The sequence below is a fragment of the Nostoc sp. NMS8 genome, from assembly GCF_017115045.1.
In the GTDB taxonomy this organism is placed as follows: domain Bacteria; phylum Cyanobacteriota; class Cyanobacteriia; order Cyanobacteriales; family Nostocaceae; genus Nostoc.
Genome location: NZ_JABXKK010000048.1, coordinates 94,804 through 111,956 on the forward strand (window position 1 = coordinate 94,804; position 17,153 = coordinate 111,956).

A 17,153-nucleotide genomic window follows, 5' to 3' on the forward strand; every position below is an offset into this window, starting at 1 on the left:
CTCCAGTATATTTACGTAATACAAATTAATTTAAGGTAAAATTTGGCAAGATTTGAAAAACGCTACTATAATCGGATGAAAATTGGCTTCAGCTATTAAAAATATCAAAATATTATGGGTAGGTTGGTAATCAAACTTATAGGTTTAATTCTACTTTTCACAGGATTATACTTTTTTGGTCAAAATATCATATTTGTTAGCGGTTACTATTCATATTTTTACCGTAGCTTACCTGCTACAGCTTCGGTTTTGGCAATTATGGCAGGTATCTTTGCATTAGTTTTTTTTCGTAGAGAAACTGGTAATTTGGGATGGGTTTTTCTAGGTATTGGCATAGTATTAGTTTTCTTAAGTGGTGGAGTTATTTTAAAGCCAACTAGCTTATGGAATTTCATAATTGCTTTTACAGCATTAGCATCTGGATATAAATTACTAAATGAAGGTAGAATCAACTTTTAAAATCTATAAATATAATCATATTTTTTATCTATCTTAGTAGCTAAGATTACATTACTATAGCGGTTCTCGTTTACATGAGGTATACCCGTAGGGGCACGGCATACTGTGCCCCTACACCTTGCGATATAACGTATACCCCATCTGAATGAGAAACGCTATAAGCGCCTTTAAACATCGGTTAGCTTCCTTTAGTAAGCTTATAGGGAAGTATTCACCGAACCCTAAGACTCAGAATTATTAATGGTGCGGCTATTACAAACATTCATTGCCTTTTCTACTCCCTGCTTGAGGCTTAGTTCAAGACATTCAACTACGAACTGAAGTACAAGAGACATTTGCTGATTTTCGGCAGCAGAAAATCGCCCCAGCACATGGGAGATAGTACCGGAATCATCGTTATTAGCTGCATCTTTGGGTTTACCAATACCGATTCGCAAACGGGGAAAGTTTTGGGTACTAAGATGTGCGATCGCACTTTTCATGCCGTTATGTCCCCCAGCCGAACCAGATAAACGCAGCCGAGTTTTTCCCAAGGGTAAATCCATATCGTCATAAATTATCAGCACTGATTCAGGCGGCATTTTATACCAACTTGTCACCGCTTGTATTGCTTGTCCTGAGCGATTCATATAAGTTAACGGCTTCAGCAAGCGAATCTTACCTCCGCCTGGGGCCATACCCTCGCCATACTCACCCTGAAACTTGCGGTTTTCTGCTAAAGAAATGCGCCAAGAACGCGAGAGAGTTTCTAAAGCAGCAAAGCCGATATTATGGCGTGTTTGGTCATACTTAGCTTCTGGATTCCCCAACCCGACAATTAGCTGGGGAATTACCAAAGCTGGTTGCGTAACAACTTCTGTCATTTTGCCTACAGTCAATCAATTTTAGATTTTAGATTTTGGATTGAAACAGACCGCAAGGGTACAAGGTTTAGTAATTTTAGATTGACGATAGCGCAGCATTAACAAGTCGGACGCTCCTGCACCGTTAACGCAACGCTTACGAGCGTCTTTTGGATTTGTTCTATCCACCAAGGATATTGCTATGAACCGCAAAACAATCTAAAATCCAAAATCCAAAATTCGTATGTTCTCCTAGCTAGATTGAGAAGAACTTGCGGTATCCTGCTCAGATTTGGCAGGGTAGATTTGCTTAGGTTCCAATTCAGCAGTGGTCTTTACAGCTTCTTCTAACTGTTCTGCTTCTTTTTGAAACTCATTTTGAAACTCCTTGGAAGCTTCTTGGAAACTACGAATTGTTTTGCCCACACTCCGACCAATTTCTGGCAGCTTTTTGGGGCCAAAGATTAACAGTGCTACTACCATAATTACAGCCATTTCCGGTAGACCGATACCAAATATATTCATTTTTTGTCTCCTGTAAACTATAGAACTACTACAGAAACTCGCATATTATTATGTAGTCTACTCAATAATCGCCTATCATAGAAGGCGATGCCTGCGGCGAGCTACGCTAACGCCCCACAAGCGAGTGATGCTTTATGTCTCTGACAATTAAATACTTAGAGTGACTTTGTGCAGTTAGTACCTGACCTGATGGTTGAGGTCAAATCGAAAAGCGAGAGTTCTTCGGACACACTTTGCGATCGCATCAAACCACTCCAAGAAAAGATTAAGCTATTCTTAGAACTTGGATCTACACTGGGTATTCTCATTGACCCTGACAAAGTTTTAGTAACAGTTTATCGCCCTAACCTTGAACCAGTAGTTTTAAAAAATAACGATAAACTGACAATACCAGAATTACTGCCAGGTTGGGAATTAGCGATCGCAGAACTGTGGTCACCTGAGTTTGATTGAATTAACCACCTGAACAGACAATTTCACTTGTCTTGACGGCGATTTATCGCGTCTCTTGCCTTAACTTCCATGCCCGCCCGGAAATAAATTTTCGGGTTAATAGCTTAAGTCTACTGAAGTAGACTGGAGATTTATGGCGATATTTAGTCATCTTCAGATGACTTTAGCTATGAGACGAGAATTTTAATTCCCGGCGGACAAGCGGTTTCGCGTTAAGTTGATACCTATGGGCAATGCCATGCCCTTACCAGCGTATTTGTATCATTATTAAAGTGAAATGGTATCACTACGGCTATAATTCAATACGCTTGGGTTAAGGGCGACTGGCAACAATTTTGGGTTTTCAAGACGCGATTTATCGCCGTCAAGACAAGTGTATTGGGCTATAATTATGCGGACATGATATGAATTCTGAATCGCAACTGACAAAAAAACCCGGAAGAACCGGGTGTAACTTAACTTGTTATCCAAACTCGATCGCTGTGTATCTTTTAGCGTCCTAAACTCCGCCAATCTACAACTACATCTTGAATCAAGAATGATTGATTGTAAAGTTGCAGAATAATCAGCAAAAACACGAAAAATAGCAAAATAAAAACAGCCATCACCGGGGTAGTACCCCAACCTGGAGCCACTTTCCCATACTCAGAGTTCAGTGGTTTCAGGATATCTCCCAACCTAGTCCTTTGTGCCATAGTTCACCTAAGATTACTTGCCAAAGCTTTTTTTAATCTTCTGTAATATTCTATAAGAATAGCACTCATAATCAATCTCTCAATTATGGAACCCGCAATAGTTCTTAGCATTTCTATGGCTGCCGTGGTGGTTGTCATCACTGTACTGTCGATTTATACCTCTTTTGGCCCTCCTAGCAAGCAATTGAACGATCCGTTTGATGACCACGAAGATTAAAAGAGTCATTGGTCAGTGGAAAACCACAACTGACCACTGACACAGCTATCGTGGCTTACTCTAGCTTGGGATTTATTGCTGGTATCACCTGGAAACTGGCAATTTTCCAAGGCTCTATCGTCAAGTTTTGTTGCCTAGATGAGAATTCAGTGCTAGAGGAACGCTCTAATAAATCTACTCTATCTCCTAGATTCAACCCTAAATCACTTTGCAAAGATAACTCGGCTGTTTCTCCGTGACATTCATAAAACCGCAGAATTAACTGCTGTGGGTTATCTTCAGATGGCTTCAAGGCCATCAAGATTAAATTTTCAGCTGATAAATCTAAGAAACTCGCCCCTTCAATAGTTCTGAGTTCTGTTAGTGTTAGTGGGGCGTTTAGCCTGTTGTGAATTCTGGGTGGATTCAAGATTACTTGCAACGGTATATTCAATTCATAGCCACGCCGTACTGTATGGGCTGCTTCCCAGCTACCAGCATGAGGATACAAGGTATATGTGAATTCGTGAAAACCTCTGTCAGCCTCGGAGTCTGGCCAATTAGGACTGCGTAGCAGTGTTAAGCGGAGTTGATTTGGTTTGCTGTCGTAACCGTATTTACAATCATTCAGTAAACTGACACCATAACGATTTGGGATTGCGGTGTTTGTCTGTGTATCTTCTGCTGTCAAATCAGCCCAACGCAAAGCGGGGACTTCCCATTTTGCTTGTTCTGCGGGGGTTTGTGGTGAGTCAGCGCTGCGGGAGGGTTTCCCTCCGTAGGCGACTGCGTTCGCTGAAGGCGTTCTCGAAGAGTACCCGAAGGGTTTAGTTGGGCGGCGAATCGCGCCACAGGGAATTTCATAGGTAGCAAAGTCGGCTTCAATATTGAGAGGAAAAGCAGCTTTCACTAATACATGATTTTCTTGCCAATTGACTGTAGTAGCGATGTTCAGCAGAGGTGAACTAACTTGCAGAATATAGTCTTGGCAAAATTCCGATTCACCCAACTGACGCACTACGCGCACACGACTTTGCACTGGGCCTTGTTCTAACCACTGAATGGATTGAAGATTTGTTGCGGGTAAAGGATGTTGGGCATAATTAGGGTCAATATTCCAAGCATCCCAATATTGACCACTGTCTTTAAAAGCTTGCAGTTGATTCCCCGCCCCACTCAAAACTTCTCTTTGATAAGTTTTGTCAAAAACACTTGATAAATCTCCAGTATCAGGATCTATCACAACTCGCAATAATTCATTTTCTAAAATCCAGTCTGGGAGGAGTGGGGGGGATGAGGGGGATAAGGGAGATGTAGCTTTAGCTTCCCGCAGGGTGGGGGAAAGCCAAAATATGCGGTAGCCTACGGGTGGAATTTCGGGGGCGAGAAATTGTAGGGTTGATGGTTCAGATAATTGGGAGATAAGTTGCTTTCCAGAAGTATCGTAAATCTGCCATTCTTCTGGTGTGGGTAGGGCTACAGAGACTACCTCAGAACGTTGCCAATTGAGAGAATTGAAAACGAAAATAGGCAAACTATTGGGTTTTGGTGGTTCTGATAGGGTAATGTGAGATGCGATCGCTAAAAGTGATTCTTGTAATATCTTCGTTCCCAATTGTTCCACTTGCTGCCATTGGGGTAACGCATCCGTGTAAACTTGGGTAATTGAAGAACCAGGTAAAATATCGTGAAACTGTTGAAATAACAACAACTTCCAAGCTGCTTCAATTTCTGCTTTGGGATATGTCACATCACAACTTACCGTTGCCAAGGTAGCAAATAGTTCCGCTTCATACAATAAATTTTCACAACGACGATTCCAACGTTTTTGGTCTGCGTGGGTAGTGTAGCAACCGCGATGGAATTCTAAGTATAGTTCGTCATTCCAAGTAGGGAAGGGAGGCGGAGTAGGGGAGGCAGAAGGAGAATTATAACTCTTGACTCCTGAATTCTGACTCCTGAATTCTAACTCCTGAATTCTGCCTCCTTTACTGATTTGCTGTAAATACTTTTCAGCCGTTGTAAATTCTAAATCTGGGAAGAAAGGAGACTTTTGCCAACGTTGGGCGGTTTCTAACATATCACGGGTGGGGCCGCCGCCGTGGTCGCCGACACCGGGAAGCCAGAGAGATTCTGGTAAACCAGTTTGGATTTGCCATTCAAGAGCGTAGGATGCCATTTTAACCGGATCAATGCTTTCACCGATGGGTGCAGACATCAAACTAAAGACTTCGCTACCGTCAGGCGATCGCCACCAAAAAGCCCCATAATCAAATTTAGTAGTATCATTCCACCGCAACTTCTGCGTCACAAAATACTCAATTCCAGCATTAGCGAAAAACTGCGGCAAAGTTGCACAAAAACCAAAAGTATCTGGAACCCAGACCACAGTTGAAAGCTTGCCAAATTTATCCTGGATGTAGCGTTGACCATACAATAGCTGACGGACTATTGATTCACCAGCAATTAGGTTGAGTTCCGGTTCCACCCACATTCCGCCGACAACTTCCCAACGTCCAGCAGCCACCTGTGCTTGAATCGCCTCAAACAAATCCGGGCGATGTTCCTCAATCCAAGCATAAAGTGCGGGAGTCGAATGACAAAAAATTAACTCAGGAAAATCTGCTTGCAACTTCAGAACCGACTCAAAAGTGTTTTGCGCCGCATTCCAAGTTTCACTCACAGGCCATAGCCATGCTAAATCTAAATGAGCATGACCCAACAGGAAAATTTTAGATTTTTGATCCCCCCAACCCCCCTTCAAAAGGGGGGCTAAGATATCAGATTGAATTAAGTTTTGGCGTAGAGACAAAAACGACTTTACTAACTCTCCCTTTTCTTCCTCAGTGTCCTCCGCGCCTCTGCGGTTCGTAACCTCCTCCACCATCGCCGCCAAAACATCCAACTTCTCCGGTGCAAACCTTTCCAAATAAAGCTGCAACACAGCTAACTCATCAGCGACAAAACCGGGATCGGGATTATTATCAATAATAGATTCATAAACTAGGAGCGATCGCACTAAAGCACCATCACAATGTCCCGGACTCACTAACCGCAAAGCCACAATAAACTCTTCCCCTGGCCTCACTTCCTGACTGAGAAGCACTCTCGGCGAACAATCAAATAAATCACCCTCCAGCACTAACTCCCCATTTACATAAATCTCAGCAGAATCCGCCCACCAAACCAGCGCTAGTCGCAAAGATAACCCAGCTAAGGGATAACCCTGCAAATCTTGGGGAACCACTAATCTTTGCACTAGCCATAGCACCTTTTTCCCGCCCGTCCAAGCAATATGTTCTTTAGCATTCAACTGGACAGGTTGCCAATGAGACAAATCAGCAGTTACAACATCAGTAATAATCAGGTCAGATTCTTGGTACAGCCAATTAGACTGAAGATTAACTTGACAAAAAGAGCGCAGTTGCTCAATTACTTCTGAGATAAATTTGGTCTGGGATTGAGAGACAGTCGGGGTCATATATTCGCTAAGATGAGGTGTTGGTTGTTTTTATTGTTTGGCGCGAGTCTCACAACTTAACAAGACTTGAACTAAAAAATTACTACTTATGTCTTCTGGTTCCTCTGGTCGTTATCAAAGCAGACTATTTAACTTTGTCCACCAGCAATCTCGGCGGGTAACACAACAATGGGAACACACCTACCGACATTTGCAAGTTGCTACTAAGTGGGGTGTGGAGGTATTACTTTACCCAGTGTATCTACTGTTTCAGTCATCTGAATCATCTGGGAAAACGCTACACACCAAAGAACCACAAACTAGACTAAAGTTACAACCTTATGACACCGATTTCCAGCCCCAAACTCCGCCAAATGCTGATAGCCCCATTCAAAATGTACTAGAAGCAGTCTATTATCTGTCATCTGATGAAGCCGCCTCTACTCCAGCGAAAACATCTGAACCTTTCAAACCCTTGGCTTTCTTGGGAATTTTTCGGTCGAAATTCGTTGAGAATAACTCTAATCTTATTCAAGCATCAATTATTACAGAGAATCAAGCCGGAAGTATCAACCCTTTACAATTGGAAAATTCCCTGCAACAGCATCTTCCTATAGTGCGGGGAATTGCCACAAATTTAATGAATCGGAATTTAGTACTAGTTACTGCCGATAATGAAATTCTCGATATTTTAACATCCCAACAGCAGACAAAATTAGAAGAACGAATTATTAACGAAGTTGCTAAGTATTGGCAGTATTGGCGGTTGATTATAGCTCAAAAAGAAACGCAGCAGCTATTACCACAGATTGACCAGTTATTAGCAAAACTAACTGGCGGAAATACAGCTAAAACTCCAGTTTTAGCCGAGGGTATACCAAAAGATTTACTGAATACAGATAGACTATTAACATTTATAGATATAGCCTTTGCTAAGTTAGAATCAAACGCTTTAGTACCTGTGCAAGAACGTAGCCAGGAAATTGTTCAAGTTGCCCAAAGTCAGTTAAATATATTTCTTTATGGCAAAGAGCAATTAGCTGTGAGGGGAGAAATTTCACCCAATGCTGATGGTTTGGAAACTCATACACTAAATATTCAAGCTTTGATTGAGGCGGCACTTAATTACTTTTTTGGTGTTGGCAATAAAAAAATACTTAAAGCAACAACCAATGAGGAGCGATTGCCAGGTAAACTATTCTCATCACGCCTTAGAAAAGCCTTATCCAAAAGCCCTCAGTTAGAGAACCAAGATTTAACAGATGATCCTTGGCTAACATTGAATGATTTATTTGGTGACACCGAAACCATTGCTGATAAGTCAGTTACACTTTCTCAAAGGACAAATCCTGCTTTAATACCAAGTTTATCAGTAGAGCATTTTCCACAAAAGAATTTGAGTGTAAAACAACCTAAATTCGGATCTGGCTTGGTACAAAGAAAACAACCAACTAATAATCTCGCCTTAAGGCAAAAAACATCTGGAAAAATCGCCTCTGCAAAACAAACGCGAACCAGCATTTCTCAAACTAAAAGTGAGAGTCGTAAAGGGGAAATGTTGAAACAGCAGTTTCACCAAAGTAGTGAAGTTGAGGCACAGCCAGACTGGATAGAAACCAAAGCAACTTTAACTGGCTATGAGAAACACCCCCTAGAGCAACTTCTGGAATGGCTTGATTATGTTATGCTCTGGCTAGAAGAGAGATTTGTAAGGATTTTTCAGTCGTTGCGGCAACTATGGCAGGGTAAATAAGCTAAGAGATATTTTTGAAAAATCTACTATAATAAATATTCACAATTTTGCAATTCAGATTTTTGGAATAAACGTAGGGTAAGTTAGCACTGTGCAACACACCCTACATATACTCTTAAATTTTGAATTTTGTTAGCGTAGCGTTAGCGAGTCTTCTCCCTTGGCGTTAGCCTCTCCCTTTGGGAAAAGGGGAGACGCTAAAAGCGAACGAGCGTCATTTTGAATTTTGAATTGTTATTGGTGGTTGTCTAAGTGAAAATTATTGTTTACTGTAAATACTTCAATTTCAAAAATCCACTAGATAAACCGAAAATTGAGACATTTGTGGTAAATATGCCTCAAATTCCTAAAATAGGCGAAACAATTGTAGTCGAAAGAATTTCACCCCAAAAGCAGTTTGTAATTATCTTTGAGTACATTGTGACAGCAGTGCAATTTAACGCTTCTAGAGAATCGGCTGATTCAGCAGATGCCCAGGTAAGCGCTTTTTTGAACCACTGTTGGGAGGGAACATCGAATTTCAAAGTGACAAACTTTTTAGAGCAGTAATACAACAATCCTGAATGATTTTTTACAAACAAGATCCTCAACTTTTTAAAGAAGTTAGGGATATGCAGCTTGCAATTCTGGAAGCTATTTTTACTACAATAGTTGACAGGTTAGTAGCTTGATGGGAAAATAGATAAAAAATTAACCAGATGATTGAGCATAGCGATCGCCTAGCATCTCATAGAGAAGGTACATTCCCAGGTGTTGGAGGACTTGACCTGTATTACCAAAGCTGGCATCCAGAGGGTAAAGTACGGGCAATATTAGCTATTTCGCATGGACTTGGAGCGCACAGCGATCGCTATAGTAATGTAATTCAGCATTTGATACCCAAGCAATACGCTGTCTACGCCTTAGATTTGCGTGGTCATGGACGTTCACCAGGTCAGCGAGGCTATATTAGTGCTTGGAGCGAGTTTCGCGATGACCTGGGAGCATTTTTAGAGTTAATTCAGACTCAAAATCCTGGATGCCCAGTTTTTATCTTGGGTCATAGTTTAGGCGGGGTGATTGTCTTAGATTACATTCTGCGCTATCCCCAACAAGTATCATTATTGCAGGGTGTGATCGCGATCGCACCAACCTTAGGCAAAGTTGGGGTTTCACCGATTCGGATACTTTTAGGAAAAATGCTCTCACGGGTATGGCCGCGTTTCACCCTGAATACAGGTATAGACATCAGCGCTGGTTCACGAGATCAGCAGGTTTTAGCTGCATTTACCCAAGATACACTGCGACATACCCGTGCTACCGCCCGCCTAGCTACAGAATTCTTTGCAACAGTTGATTGGATTAATGCTCACGCCGCTGATTGGCACTTATCATTATTGATTCTCCACGGTGGCGCAGACCGAGTTGCTTTACCAGCCGGAAGTGATATTTTTTACCAACGAATAAACTACACAGATAAGCTGAGAATCGAGTATCAAGGAGCTTATCACGAACTTCAAAGTGACATCAATTATCGCGAGGTACTGGCTGATTTAGAAGATTGGTTAGAGCGACATCTACCATCTGGGGTGGTGCAGTTGGGACGGGGAAGCGCTGAGTTAGAGTTTCCTAATTCTTAGCTTTCAGTACTTCAGGAGTGCTGAGTGCGATTATTACTTTTTTTACTCAGCAATCAGCACTCAGCACCATTTCTGTGAGGCTTGATTAGCAAAACCTGCCCCCTTCACAGCAAAGCGCCACCACAACTAGAACCACACCCAGCAGTACAACCATAGCAATAAGCAGCAGTTTGTACCTCACTAATCAGGTCTAAACTGCCAGCTTCTAACAGTTTGCCAACTGTTAAAGTTTCACCATTGCGAGTTTTTGCAGGCAAATTCATCATTTGGTTAAAGTCACAATCATATACATTGCCCAGATAGTCAATTGAAAGTTCGTCACGACACATTAAATGTTCAACTGTACTGGGATTAAAATGCAACTCTAAAAACTGCAAATAGCTGGTGTATAGCTTTTTCCGTTCTAAATGCGTTTTAGTTCTACCAACTGGTAGATTGGTAATGGTGAAGAGGTTGTTAAATACAATATCAAAATGTTCTTGTAAGAACATTTTGTAATCTCGTTCTAGGTTAACCTGTTCAGGAGCTAAGGAAAACTTTTCACCGTTGGGTAATTGGGGATTAAATACCAAATCCAAAATTAGATTTTGGTCTTTACCATAGCCAATTTTGTTAAGCCACTGCAAAGCTTTGACTGAACTATCAAAAACACCTGCACCGCGCATTTTATCAACATTATCTGCTAGATAGCAGGGTAGAGAAGCCACAACTCTTATCTGGTGTTTAGCAAAGTATTCTGGTAAATCACCAAAGCCATCTTCAAAATAAATGGTCAAATTAGACCGGACAATCACTTGTTTTCCAGTTGCTTTTGCTGCTTCCACCAAGGGCTTAAATCCATAATTCATTTCTGGTGCGCCACCAGTCAAATCCACAATTTTAATTTCGGGAAATTTATGAATTAGCGAAATCAATTGTTCGCAAATTTCAGGAGAAAGTTCTTCTGTACGTTTTGGCCCCGCTTCGACATGACAGTGTGTACAGGCAAGATTACAACGCTTGCCTAGATTAATTTGTAAAACAGTGATTCCTTTTTTTGTTAAGGGGGAACTGAGTTTGTGATTAAATGATGTTACTGTTGTATCTAGTGTAATTATTGATTGAGTTTGCATTGTTTACTTATCCTTAAAAATTGCACAAACAAATATATTTAGACAATTTTTCTAGCCTTGCAATAATCTGTAGACTATTCCACTAATAATTGCAGCAGTTGGTAAAGTTAAAACCCATGATAGTAATATTTGAGAAAAAACACGCCTATTAGCTTTTTTGCTAATCAATCCTACTCCAAAAATAGAACCAACTGAAACGTGCGTGATAGAAACTGGAAGCCCAAACCCGCTAGCTGCAATGACTAGAACTCCGGTTACTATGTTGGCTGATAAGCCTTGAGTCTGATTCATTGAGGTAATCTTTTCACTCATGGTAACAGCAACTCTTTGGGAGTTGAGTAAACCGCCAAGTGCCATTGCGATCGCTATTGTGATCATTCCTCCTTGAATCGAAAAATACTCAATAATCAGAATGAGTGAAACAATTTTAGGAGTGTCATTTAATCCTCTAGCAAAACTGACAATTCCAGCACTGAGAAAATGGCAAGTATCAATCGTTTTTTGATTGATTGGTAGATGCCATTTTGAATTAAAATAGCCAGATAAGCTGTAAATTCCTGCTCCCAAAGGAATAGCCAGGATTGGACTAAGTAATAAAGGCAAAATAAAGGAACTTCCTAAAATTGCAAAATTCAGTTGAAGTCCGATCGCCACTAATCCAGCGCCAACAATCGCACCTGTTAAACTGTGAGTTGTAGAAATGGGAAACCCCATGAGGGTAGCAATGAGTACAGTTAAACCAGCAGCGATCGCTACTGCAATATGAAACTCTGGGGCATTAGCGATCGCATCAGGTAATAGTCCTTTTCCAGAGAAGTTTTTAATTAGTGTCCCTGCTAAAAAAGTTGCAGTTATTGCGCCAGCAAAAGTTGTAAAAGTTGCCCACAAAATTGCTGTTTGATAGCTACTTGTTCTACTACCAAACAACGTTGCTACACCCTTAAAATTGTCATTTGCACCATTTGAATATGCTAAAAAAAGCGTAGCTAAAAATAGACTAATTAATAACATTTCGGGGTTTATCAAGAAGAAATCAGAATCCAGAATGAAATTAGTGAAATATTTAAATTGTGCATTCATTTCCCAGTCGTACAGAATTATTCTGAATTCTTTATAAAAAATTTAACAGCAACCACCACCGCTATAGTGCCAAGTTGAATTGGTAACAATAATTTCTTGTGGCTTGATAGCAGCAAGTTTAGCAGCGGTTTTATCACACACTGCTGCGGGAATACCTCGCTGAAGTAGATGACCTGCTGAATCATCAAAGAAAGGTTCAGTACCAGCATAAATTGCTGTTTTCCCAGTAAAAATGCAAGCACCATCTTCTGGAATTACAACTTTAAAAGAGACAGAATCTAGACTTTCTAAAAGTAGGTTTTCTTCTAAATTATAAGTTTGAGAATCTAGGAGACGGTAAGGACGACGGGCGCGAATTTCAACTTGACCAAAACCAGCATGTATAATCTGTTCAGTATACTGTTGATATGTGAGTGCGCCTGATAAACACATAGCTCTGAGTCGTTCATCTTGTTGGAGATGTTCGGGAATTGGACGAGTCGCAATTGGATCGCTCATCTGCAACCGTCCACCTGGTTTTAATACTCGATATGCTTCTTTCAAAGCAAGAGTTAAATCTTCTGGTTCAAAGATGTTGAAAAGGCAATTCTGTGCCACGATATCGACGCTAGCATCAGCAACAGGTAAGTTAAAAGCATCACCTTCGCGGATTTCTACAAAGCTGAGGTCAAACCAAGGGTTTTCTTGAGCCGCAATTGCTAGATTACGTGTGGCTGCTTCCCGCATAGCCGCAACCGGTTCAATGGCAATTACAGCACTTGTATAGCGGGAAAAATAAGCGAATTGCAACGCTTCTAAGCCGCCACCAACGCCGACATAGAGTACAGTAGGCTGGTTTCCTAATTCTGTGGGGTGAACAGTAGTGCCACAACCATAATTCATTTCCTGCATTGGCAAAGGAATTTTCAATCCTGGTAGTTGCAGGGGCGTACTTTGCACACAACAAAGTCCAACTTGTGGGGTTTGGGCAACTTCGCGGTAAAACTGCGCTGCTGTTTCTAGATAGGTCATACCATTTTATATTTTAGATTATGACAGCTTTGTGCATCCTAATATAGTTAACTCCGAGTTGGATAAGTTTTTGCTGAGATTGCCAAAAATCCTAAATTTTCATACAATGGAAGGTTTTGGGGACTGGAGATTGGTAAGAGACATTCTTTGCGTCCAACTCTTACGAGACGCTGCGCGTAGCTTGCTTCTCCGTAGGGTATGCGGTTTGTTCTCTTAACCCTCAAAATTAATGGGACAGACCACTAGTTTTCATGCTCCTACCTCTACCCCCTGCCTCCAAACCCGCAGAACTACTAGGAAGCAGCACCTAATGCCTGCAAAGTTGCTAATTGAGCTTCTGTTAACCCTTGAATTTCTTCAATTTTCATACCTTCGTAGGGACGAGGCGCTCTCCAAGTTTGCTGACATTTACCAGTTTGCAAATCCCAGACTTTGAGAGTTTCGTCTAAGCTACCACTAAAAGCAGTCAGTCTGGCAGAAGCGGCATCTCCAATTGGGACAGAGGCTACCACTAAACTATAAATAAGCTCTGAGTGACCCACTAAAGTTTCATAGCATTCTCCTGTAGAGATATGCCAAAGTTTTAGATTGCGATCTAAACTACCACTAACAATAAACTGAGCTTCTGGACTAAACTGTGCCACCATCACCGGGCCTTCGTGTCCTGTAAAAGTTTGCAAACATTCTCCTGTGGAAACTAACCACAGTTTTAGGGTTTGGTCAAAACTTGTACTTAGTAACCACTCTCCGTTAGGGTTAAAGGTAACTGACCATACGCTGTTGGTATGTCCTATTAAAGTTTGGCTGCATTGGCCAGTATTAACATCCCACAGCTTAATTATCCCGTCAAACTCGCTACTAGCAAGCTGTTGACCATCTGGACTAAAGGCGACTGAAACAACTGAACTGGTATGTCCTTTGAGGGTTTTCAGACATTCACCTGTGCTAATATCCCAAAGTTTCACGGTTTGGTCATAGCTGCTACTGGCTAATTGTTTGCCATCTGGACTAAAAACTACTGTCCAAACCCAACTAGTATGACCGTGCAAGGTTTGTAAACAGGTTCCTAACTTCCAGTTCCATAATTTGATGCTATGGTCTGCACTACCACTGGCGAGTAAAGGATACTGGCTATTAGGTTGAAATGCTACTGACCATACGCGGTTAGTATGCTCCCGTAATGTTTGTACTAAAGTACCATTTTTGATGTCCCATAGCTTAATTGTCTGGTCTTCGTGTCCACTTGCCAGATAGTCGCCATCTGGATTCAAAGCCAGGGACAATACACTATTGGTATGTCCTTTGAATGTTTTTGTGCAGCGTCCTATTTGAATATTCCATAGTTTGGTGGCGTGGTCATCGCCACCACTGACCAATTGTTGCTCATTGGGATGATAAGCAACTGTCCAAACGCGGCTGCTATGACCGAGAAAAGTTTTCAGACAATTTCCGGTGACGACATCCCATAATTTTATAGTGCGGTCAAAACTGCTGCTGGCTAACTGTTGACCCTTGCGACTAAATGCGATCGCTGTGACTGTTTGTCGATGTCCGCGTAAGGTTTGAAGACATTTTTGGGTTTTAACATCCCAAAGTTTGATGGTGTTGTCATAGCTACTGCTTGCAAGTAATTCACCATTTGGACTAAATGCTACCGATCGCACCCAGCGATCGTGTGCTTGCCAAACACAAAGGCAATTTCCGGTAGCAACATCCCACAGACGAATTGTACAATCTTCTCCACAGCTGGCCAGGATATTACCATCAGGATGAAAAGCGATCGCCCAAACTCGACCTTCATGACCTACTAAAGTCTGCACTTCTGGGTTAAACTTTTCTGATCCAACCTGCCACAAACGAATAGTTAAATCTTGACCGCAACTCGCCAGGATATTACCATCAGGACTAAAAGCAACGGCATTAACTGAGTATATATGTCCTTTATATGTGTGCAGACATTGCCCAGTTTCCACATCCCATAACTTCACGAGATAATCATCAGCAGCGCTGGCCAGATACCGTCCGTCTGGACTAAAAGTTACAGCCCATGTCCAATGTTGGTGTCCCCGACAACGAATTAGTTGTTTGCCTGTGCTACTATCCCAAATTTGAATTTCACCTTTGGTATCGCCGGTAGCTAAATACTCTCCATCTGGACTAAAAGCAGCACTGAGTACACCGCCAAAAGTTTCTGCAAAGACGGTTTCACTAATATTAACGCCAGTAAAATTAGTGTTGTGCAATGTAGCGTTGGCTAAGTAAGCTTGGCGAATAGCCAGATGAGAAAAATCAAAGCCACTCAGATCAGTTTGCAATATTGAGAATAAATTTAGCAGATTGCCCCCTGCATAGCCTATTTGTATTGCTGTTTGGTGTCGCAATTTAGCTAAAATTTGGCAAAGGTGCTGCTCAAGTCGGGCTTGGGTGTCGAAGTGGGTTAAAAGTCGTTCTACTAAGGGGTGCAGAATAAATTGAATTTGGGCTTCGCGCACGTAATCTTGAGTTTGGGCTTCAATTAAGGCATGAGTTCTGAATAAGTTAAGTTCGCCTGTAATAATCTCCCGCTCAATAGTTTGGATAAATTGTTCTGTAACATATTCCATAATTACGGGTTGTTGCGTTAACCCTGTGGTTCTTGTTTCCACGAGAGAACGCCCCTTAAGTGATTCTAAGGCTTCTAAGAGTTCTCGCCAAAATACTTGCGGTAATATTTCGGTTTGTAATTTCGTTGGTGTTACCCCTTCTCGGTTAATTGCTAGCCAGTACATAATCTGCTGTTGCAGAGGCGATAAACGCTCGAACTGTTGCTTGAGTAAGTCCCACAAATCGCTAAAAAGGGTATTACCTTGTGCCAAGAATGCTTGTGTGTCACCACAAAAGATATCTTGAATAGCGGTTGCGGCAATTTTGAGGGCGAGTGGATTACCACCAAAATAATTGACCAGACTTTTATGTTGAGGTGTCGTATCTAACCCCTTAGCGGTCAGTATTTGCTGACCTTCTATTGCTGAAAGTCCTGACAAACAGAGCGATCGCACTGGTAAATTTTCTCCCGATCGCACCGCAACTTTAGCCGGTTTTTCTCGTCCGGTGACTATCAAACAACTTTGGTGGAGTTCATCGCAGATTCGCTCAAATAGCTGTTGATATGCTTCAAACCCTTGTTGGTATTGTCCCCCTCGATTTCCACTTTGTAAAATTGACTCGACGTTATCAAGAACTAATAAACAACGCTTTTGCTGCAATTGTTTCATCAAAATATTAATTGAACTATCGATTGTTGCCTCTGAACCCATTAAAATCGGCAAAATCTCGCCCAGTAAAGTATTTAACGGTAGTGCTTGCTGTAAACTACGCCAAATCACATATTGAAACTGAGACTGGATTTGCTCTGCAAGCTTCACCGAGAGAGTAGTTTTGCCAATTCCACCGAGTCCAAAAATCCCAACAAAACGACAATTCTCATTGCCAATCCATGTTGATAAAGTTTGCAGTTCTGGTTGTCGGCCGTAAAATCGAGAAACATCGATAGCTTCTCCCCAATCTTGGATACTGCTTTGGGATTGCTGATAGCGATGCAGAATAGCTTGGATATTTTTTTTAGAGACTTCTTCGCCAATGACTTGGGAAAGCGATCGCCACAATTGCGAACCGACCTGTTTCACATAGTCGTAATCATAACCTATCTTATCCGCAATTTCCCCATAAGTGCGTCCGAGCCAACTTTCGAGAAAGACTACAGAGTGAACATCATTTAGTCTTTGATCCAACATAGTAGAGCGTAAAACAGCATCGACTATTTTGAGTGCCTCTTCTCCGGTCATGGCTCAACAAGATCCAGATATCGTTTAAGTATTTAAACTTGTCTGTTCTTCCTGAAAAAATTATGGCGAAATTTACAACTCTTTACACAAGCAAGTTTACGTAAATTTACATTAGCTACTTACT

General features: G+C 41.5%; 13 protein-coding genes and 1 pseudogene. 6 read left to right on the plus strand and 8 right to left on the minus strand.

Translation table 11 applies throughout. The features are described from left to right. The first annotated feature begins 114 nt into the window (after positions 1 to 114). Entirely contained in the window at positions 115 to 459 is a 345-nt protein-coding gene (locus tag HWQ39_RS08585) for a hypothetical protein (protein ID WP_292843485.1), read from the plus strand. Between the two features lie 221 nt (positions 460 to 680). Here the strand turns inward: HWQ39_RS08585 and pth are convergent, their stop codons facing one another. After that, a complete protein-coding gene (pth, locus tag HWQ39_RS08590) occupies positions 681 to 1,322 on the minus strand; it encodes an aminoacyl-tRNA hydrolase (RefSeq protein WP_292843486.1) in 642 nt (213 codons plus the stop codon). Positions 1,323 to 1,553: 231 nt separating this feature from the next. Beyond that, positions 1,554 to 1,826, minus strand: coding sequence for a TatA/E family twin arginine-targeting protein translocase (locus HWQ39_RS08595; RefSeq protein WP_179068263.1), 273 nt, complete (start codon positions 1,824 to 1,826; stop codon positions 1,554 to 1,556). Positions 1,827 to 1,988: 162 nt separating this feature from the next. Here HWQ39_RS08595 and HWQ39_RS08600 point away from each other — a divergent pair. Then, a pseudogene (locus tag HWQ39_RS08600) lies at positions 1,989 to 2,279 on the plus strand (Uma2 family endonuclease); the annotation flags it as partial. 491 nt (positions 2,280 to 2,770) lie between these two features. Here the strand turns inward: HWQ39_RS08600 and psbH are convergent. Beyond that, a complete protein-coding gene (gene psbH / locus HWQ39_RS08605; RefSeq protein WP_292843487.1) occupies positions 2,771 to 2,974 on the minus strand; it encodes a photosystem II reaction center protein PsbH in 204 nt (67 codons plus the stop codon). Positions 2,975 to 3,059: 85 nt separating this feature from the next. Between psbH and psbN the strand changes: the two genes are divergently transcribed. After that, on the plus strand, positions 3,060 to 3,191 hold the full coding sequence (psbN, locus tag HWQ39_RS08610) for a photosystem II reaction center protein PsbN (RefSeq protein WP_179068265.1): 132 nt from the start codon (positions 3,060 to 3,062) through the stop codon (positions 3,189 to 3,191). Between the two features lie 55 nt (positions 3,192 to 3,246). Here the strand turns inward: psbN and HWQ39_RS08615 are convergent, their stop codons facing one another. Further along, the gene (locus HWQ39_RS08615; protein WP_292843488.1) at positions 3,247 to 6,651 is read right to left on the minus strand and encodes an alpha-mannosidase; all 3,405 of its coding nucleotides are present in this window, start codon (positions 6,649 to 6,651) and stop codon (positions 3,247 to 3,249) included. Positions 6,652 to 6,739: 88 nt separating this feature from the next. Here HWQ39_RS08615 and HWQ39_RS08620 point away from each other — a divergent pair, with 88 nt between their 5' ends. From HWQ39_RS08620 to HWQ39_RS08630, 3 genes are all read left to right on the plus strand, one after another. After that, complete coding sequence (locus HWQ39_RS08620) at positions 6,740 to 8,383, plus strand: hypothetical protein (protein ID WP_292843489.1); 1,644 nt, start codon at positions 6,740 to 6,742, stop codon at positions 8,381 to 8,383. Positions 8,384 to 8,635: 252 nt separating this feature from the next. Then, a complete protein-coding gene (locus HWQ39_RS08625) occupies positions 8,636 to 8,932 on the plus strand; it encodes a hypothetical protein (protein ID WP_292843490.1) in 297 nt (98 codons plus the stop codon). A 149-nt stretch (positions 8,933 to 9,081) separates the two neighbouring features. Continuing rightward, positions 9,082 to 10,002 (plus strand): alpha/beta hydrolase, encoded by a 921-nt coding sequence (locus HWQ39_RS08630; RefSeq protein ID WP_292843491.1) that lies wholly within the window; start codon positions 9,082 to 9,084, stop codon positions 10,000 to 10,002. 104 nt (positions 10,003 to 10,106) lie between these two features. Here the strand turns inward: HWQ39_RS08630 and arsS are convergent, their stop codons facing one another. The 4 genes from arsS to HWQ39_RS08650 form a co-directional block, all read right to left on the minus strand. Next, positions 10,107 to 11,114 carry an arsenosugar biosynthesis radical SAM (seleno)protein ArsS gene (gene arsS, locus HWQ39_RS08635; protein ID WP_292843492.1) on the minus strand — a complete coding sequence of 336 codons (1,008 nt, stop codon included), beginning with the start codon at positions 11,112 to 11,114 and terminating at the stop codon, positions 10,107 to 10,109. Positions 11,115 to 11,165: 51 nt separating this feature from the next. Then, a complete protein-coding gene (locus tag HWQ39_RS08640) occupies positions 11,166 to 12,194 on the minus strand; it encodes an inorganic phosphate transporter (RefSeq protein WP_292843493.1) in 1,029 nt (342 codons plus the stop codon). Positions 12,195 to 12,236: 42 nt separating this feature from the next. After that, positions 12,237 to 13,205 carry an arsenosugar biosynthesis arsenite methyltransferase ArsM gene (arsM, locus tag HWQ39_RS08645; RefSeq protein WP_292843494.1) on the minus strand — a complete coding sequence of 323 codons (969 nt, stop codon included), beginning with the start codon at positions 13,203 to 13,205 and terminating at the stop codon, positions 12,237 to 12,239. A gap of 293 nt (positions 13,206 to 13,498) precedes the next feature. Further along, positions 13,499 to 17,029 carry an NB-ARC domain-containing protein gene (locus HWQ39_RS08650; protein ID WP_292843495.1) on the minus strand — a complete coding sequence of 1,177 codons (3,531 nt, stop codon included), beginning with the start codon at positions 17,027 to 17,029 and terminating at the stop codon, positions 13,499 to 13,501. Between the last annotated feature and the right edge of the window lie 124 nt (positions 17,030 to 17,153).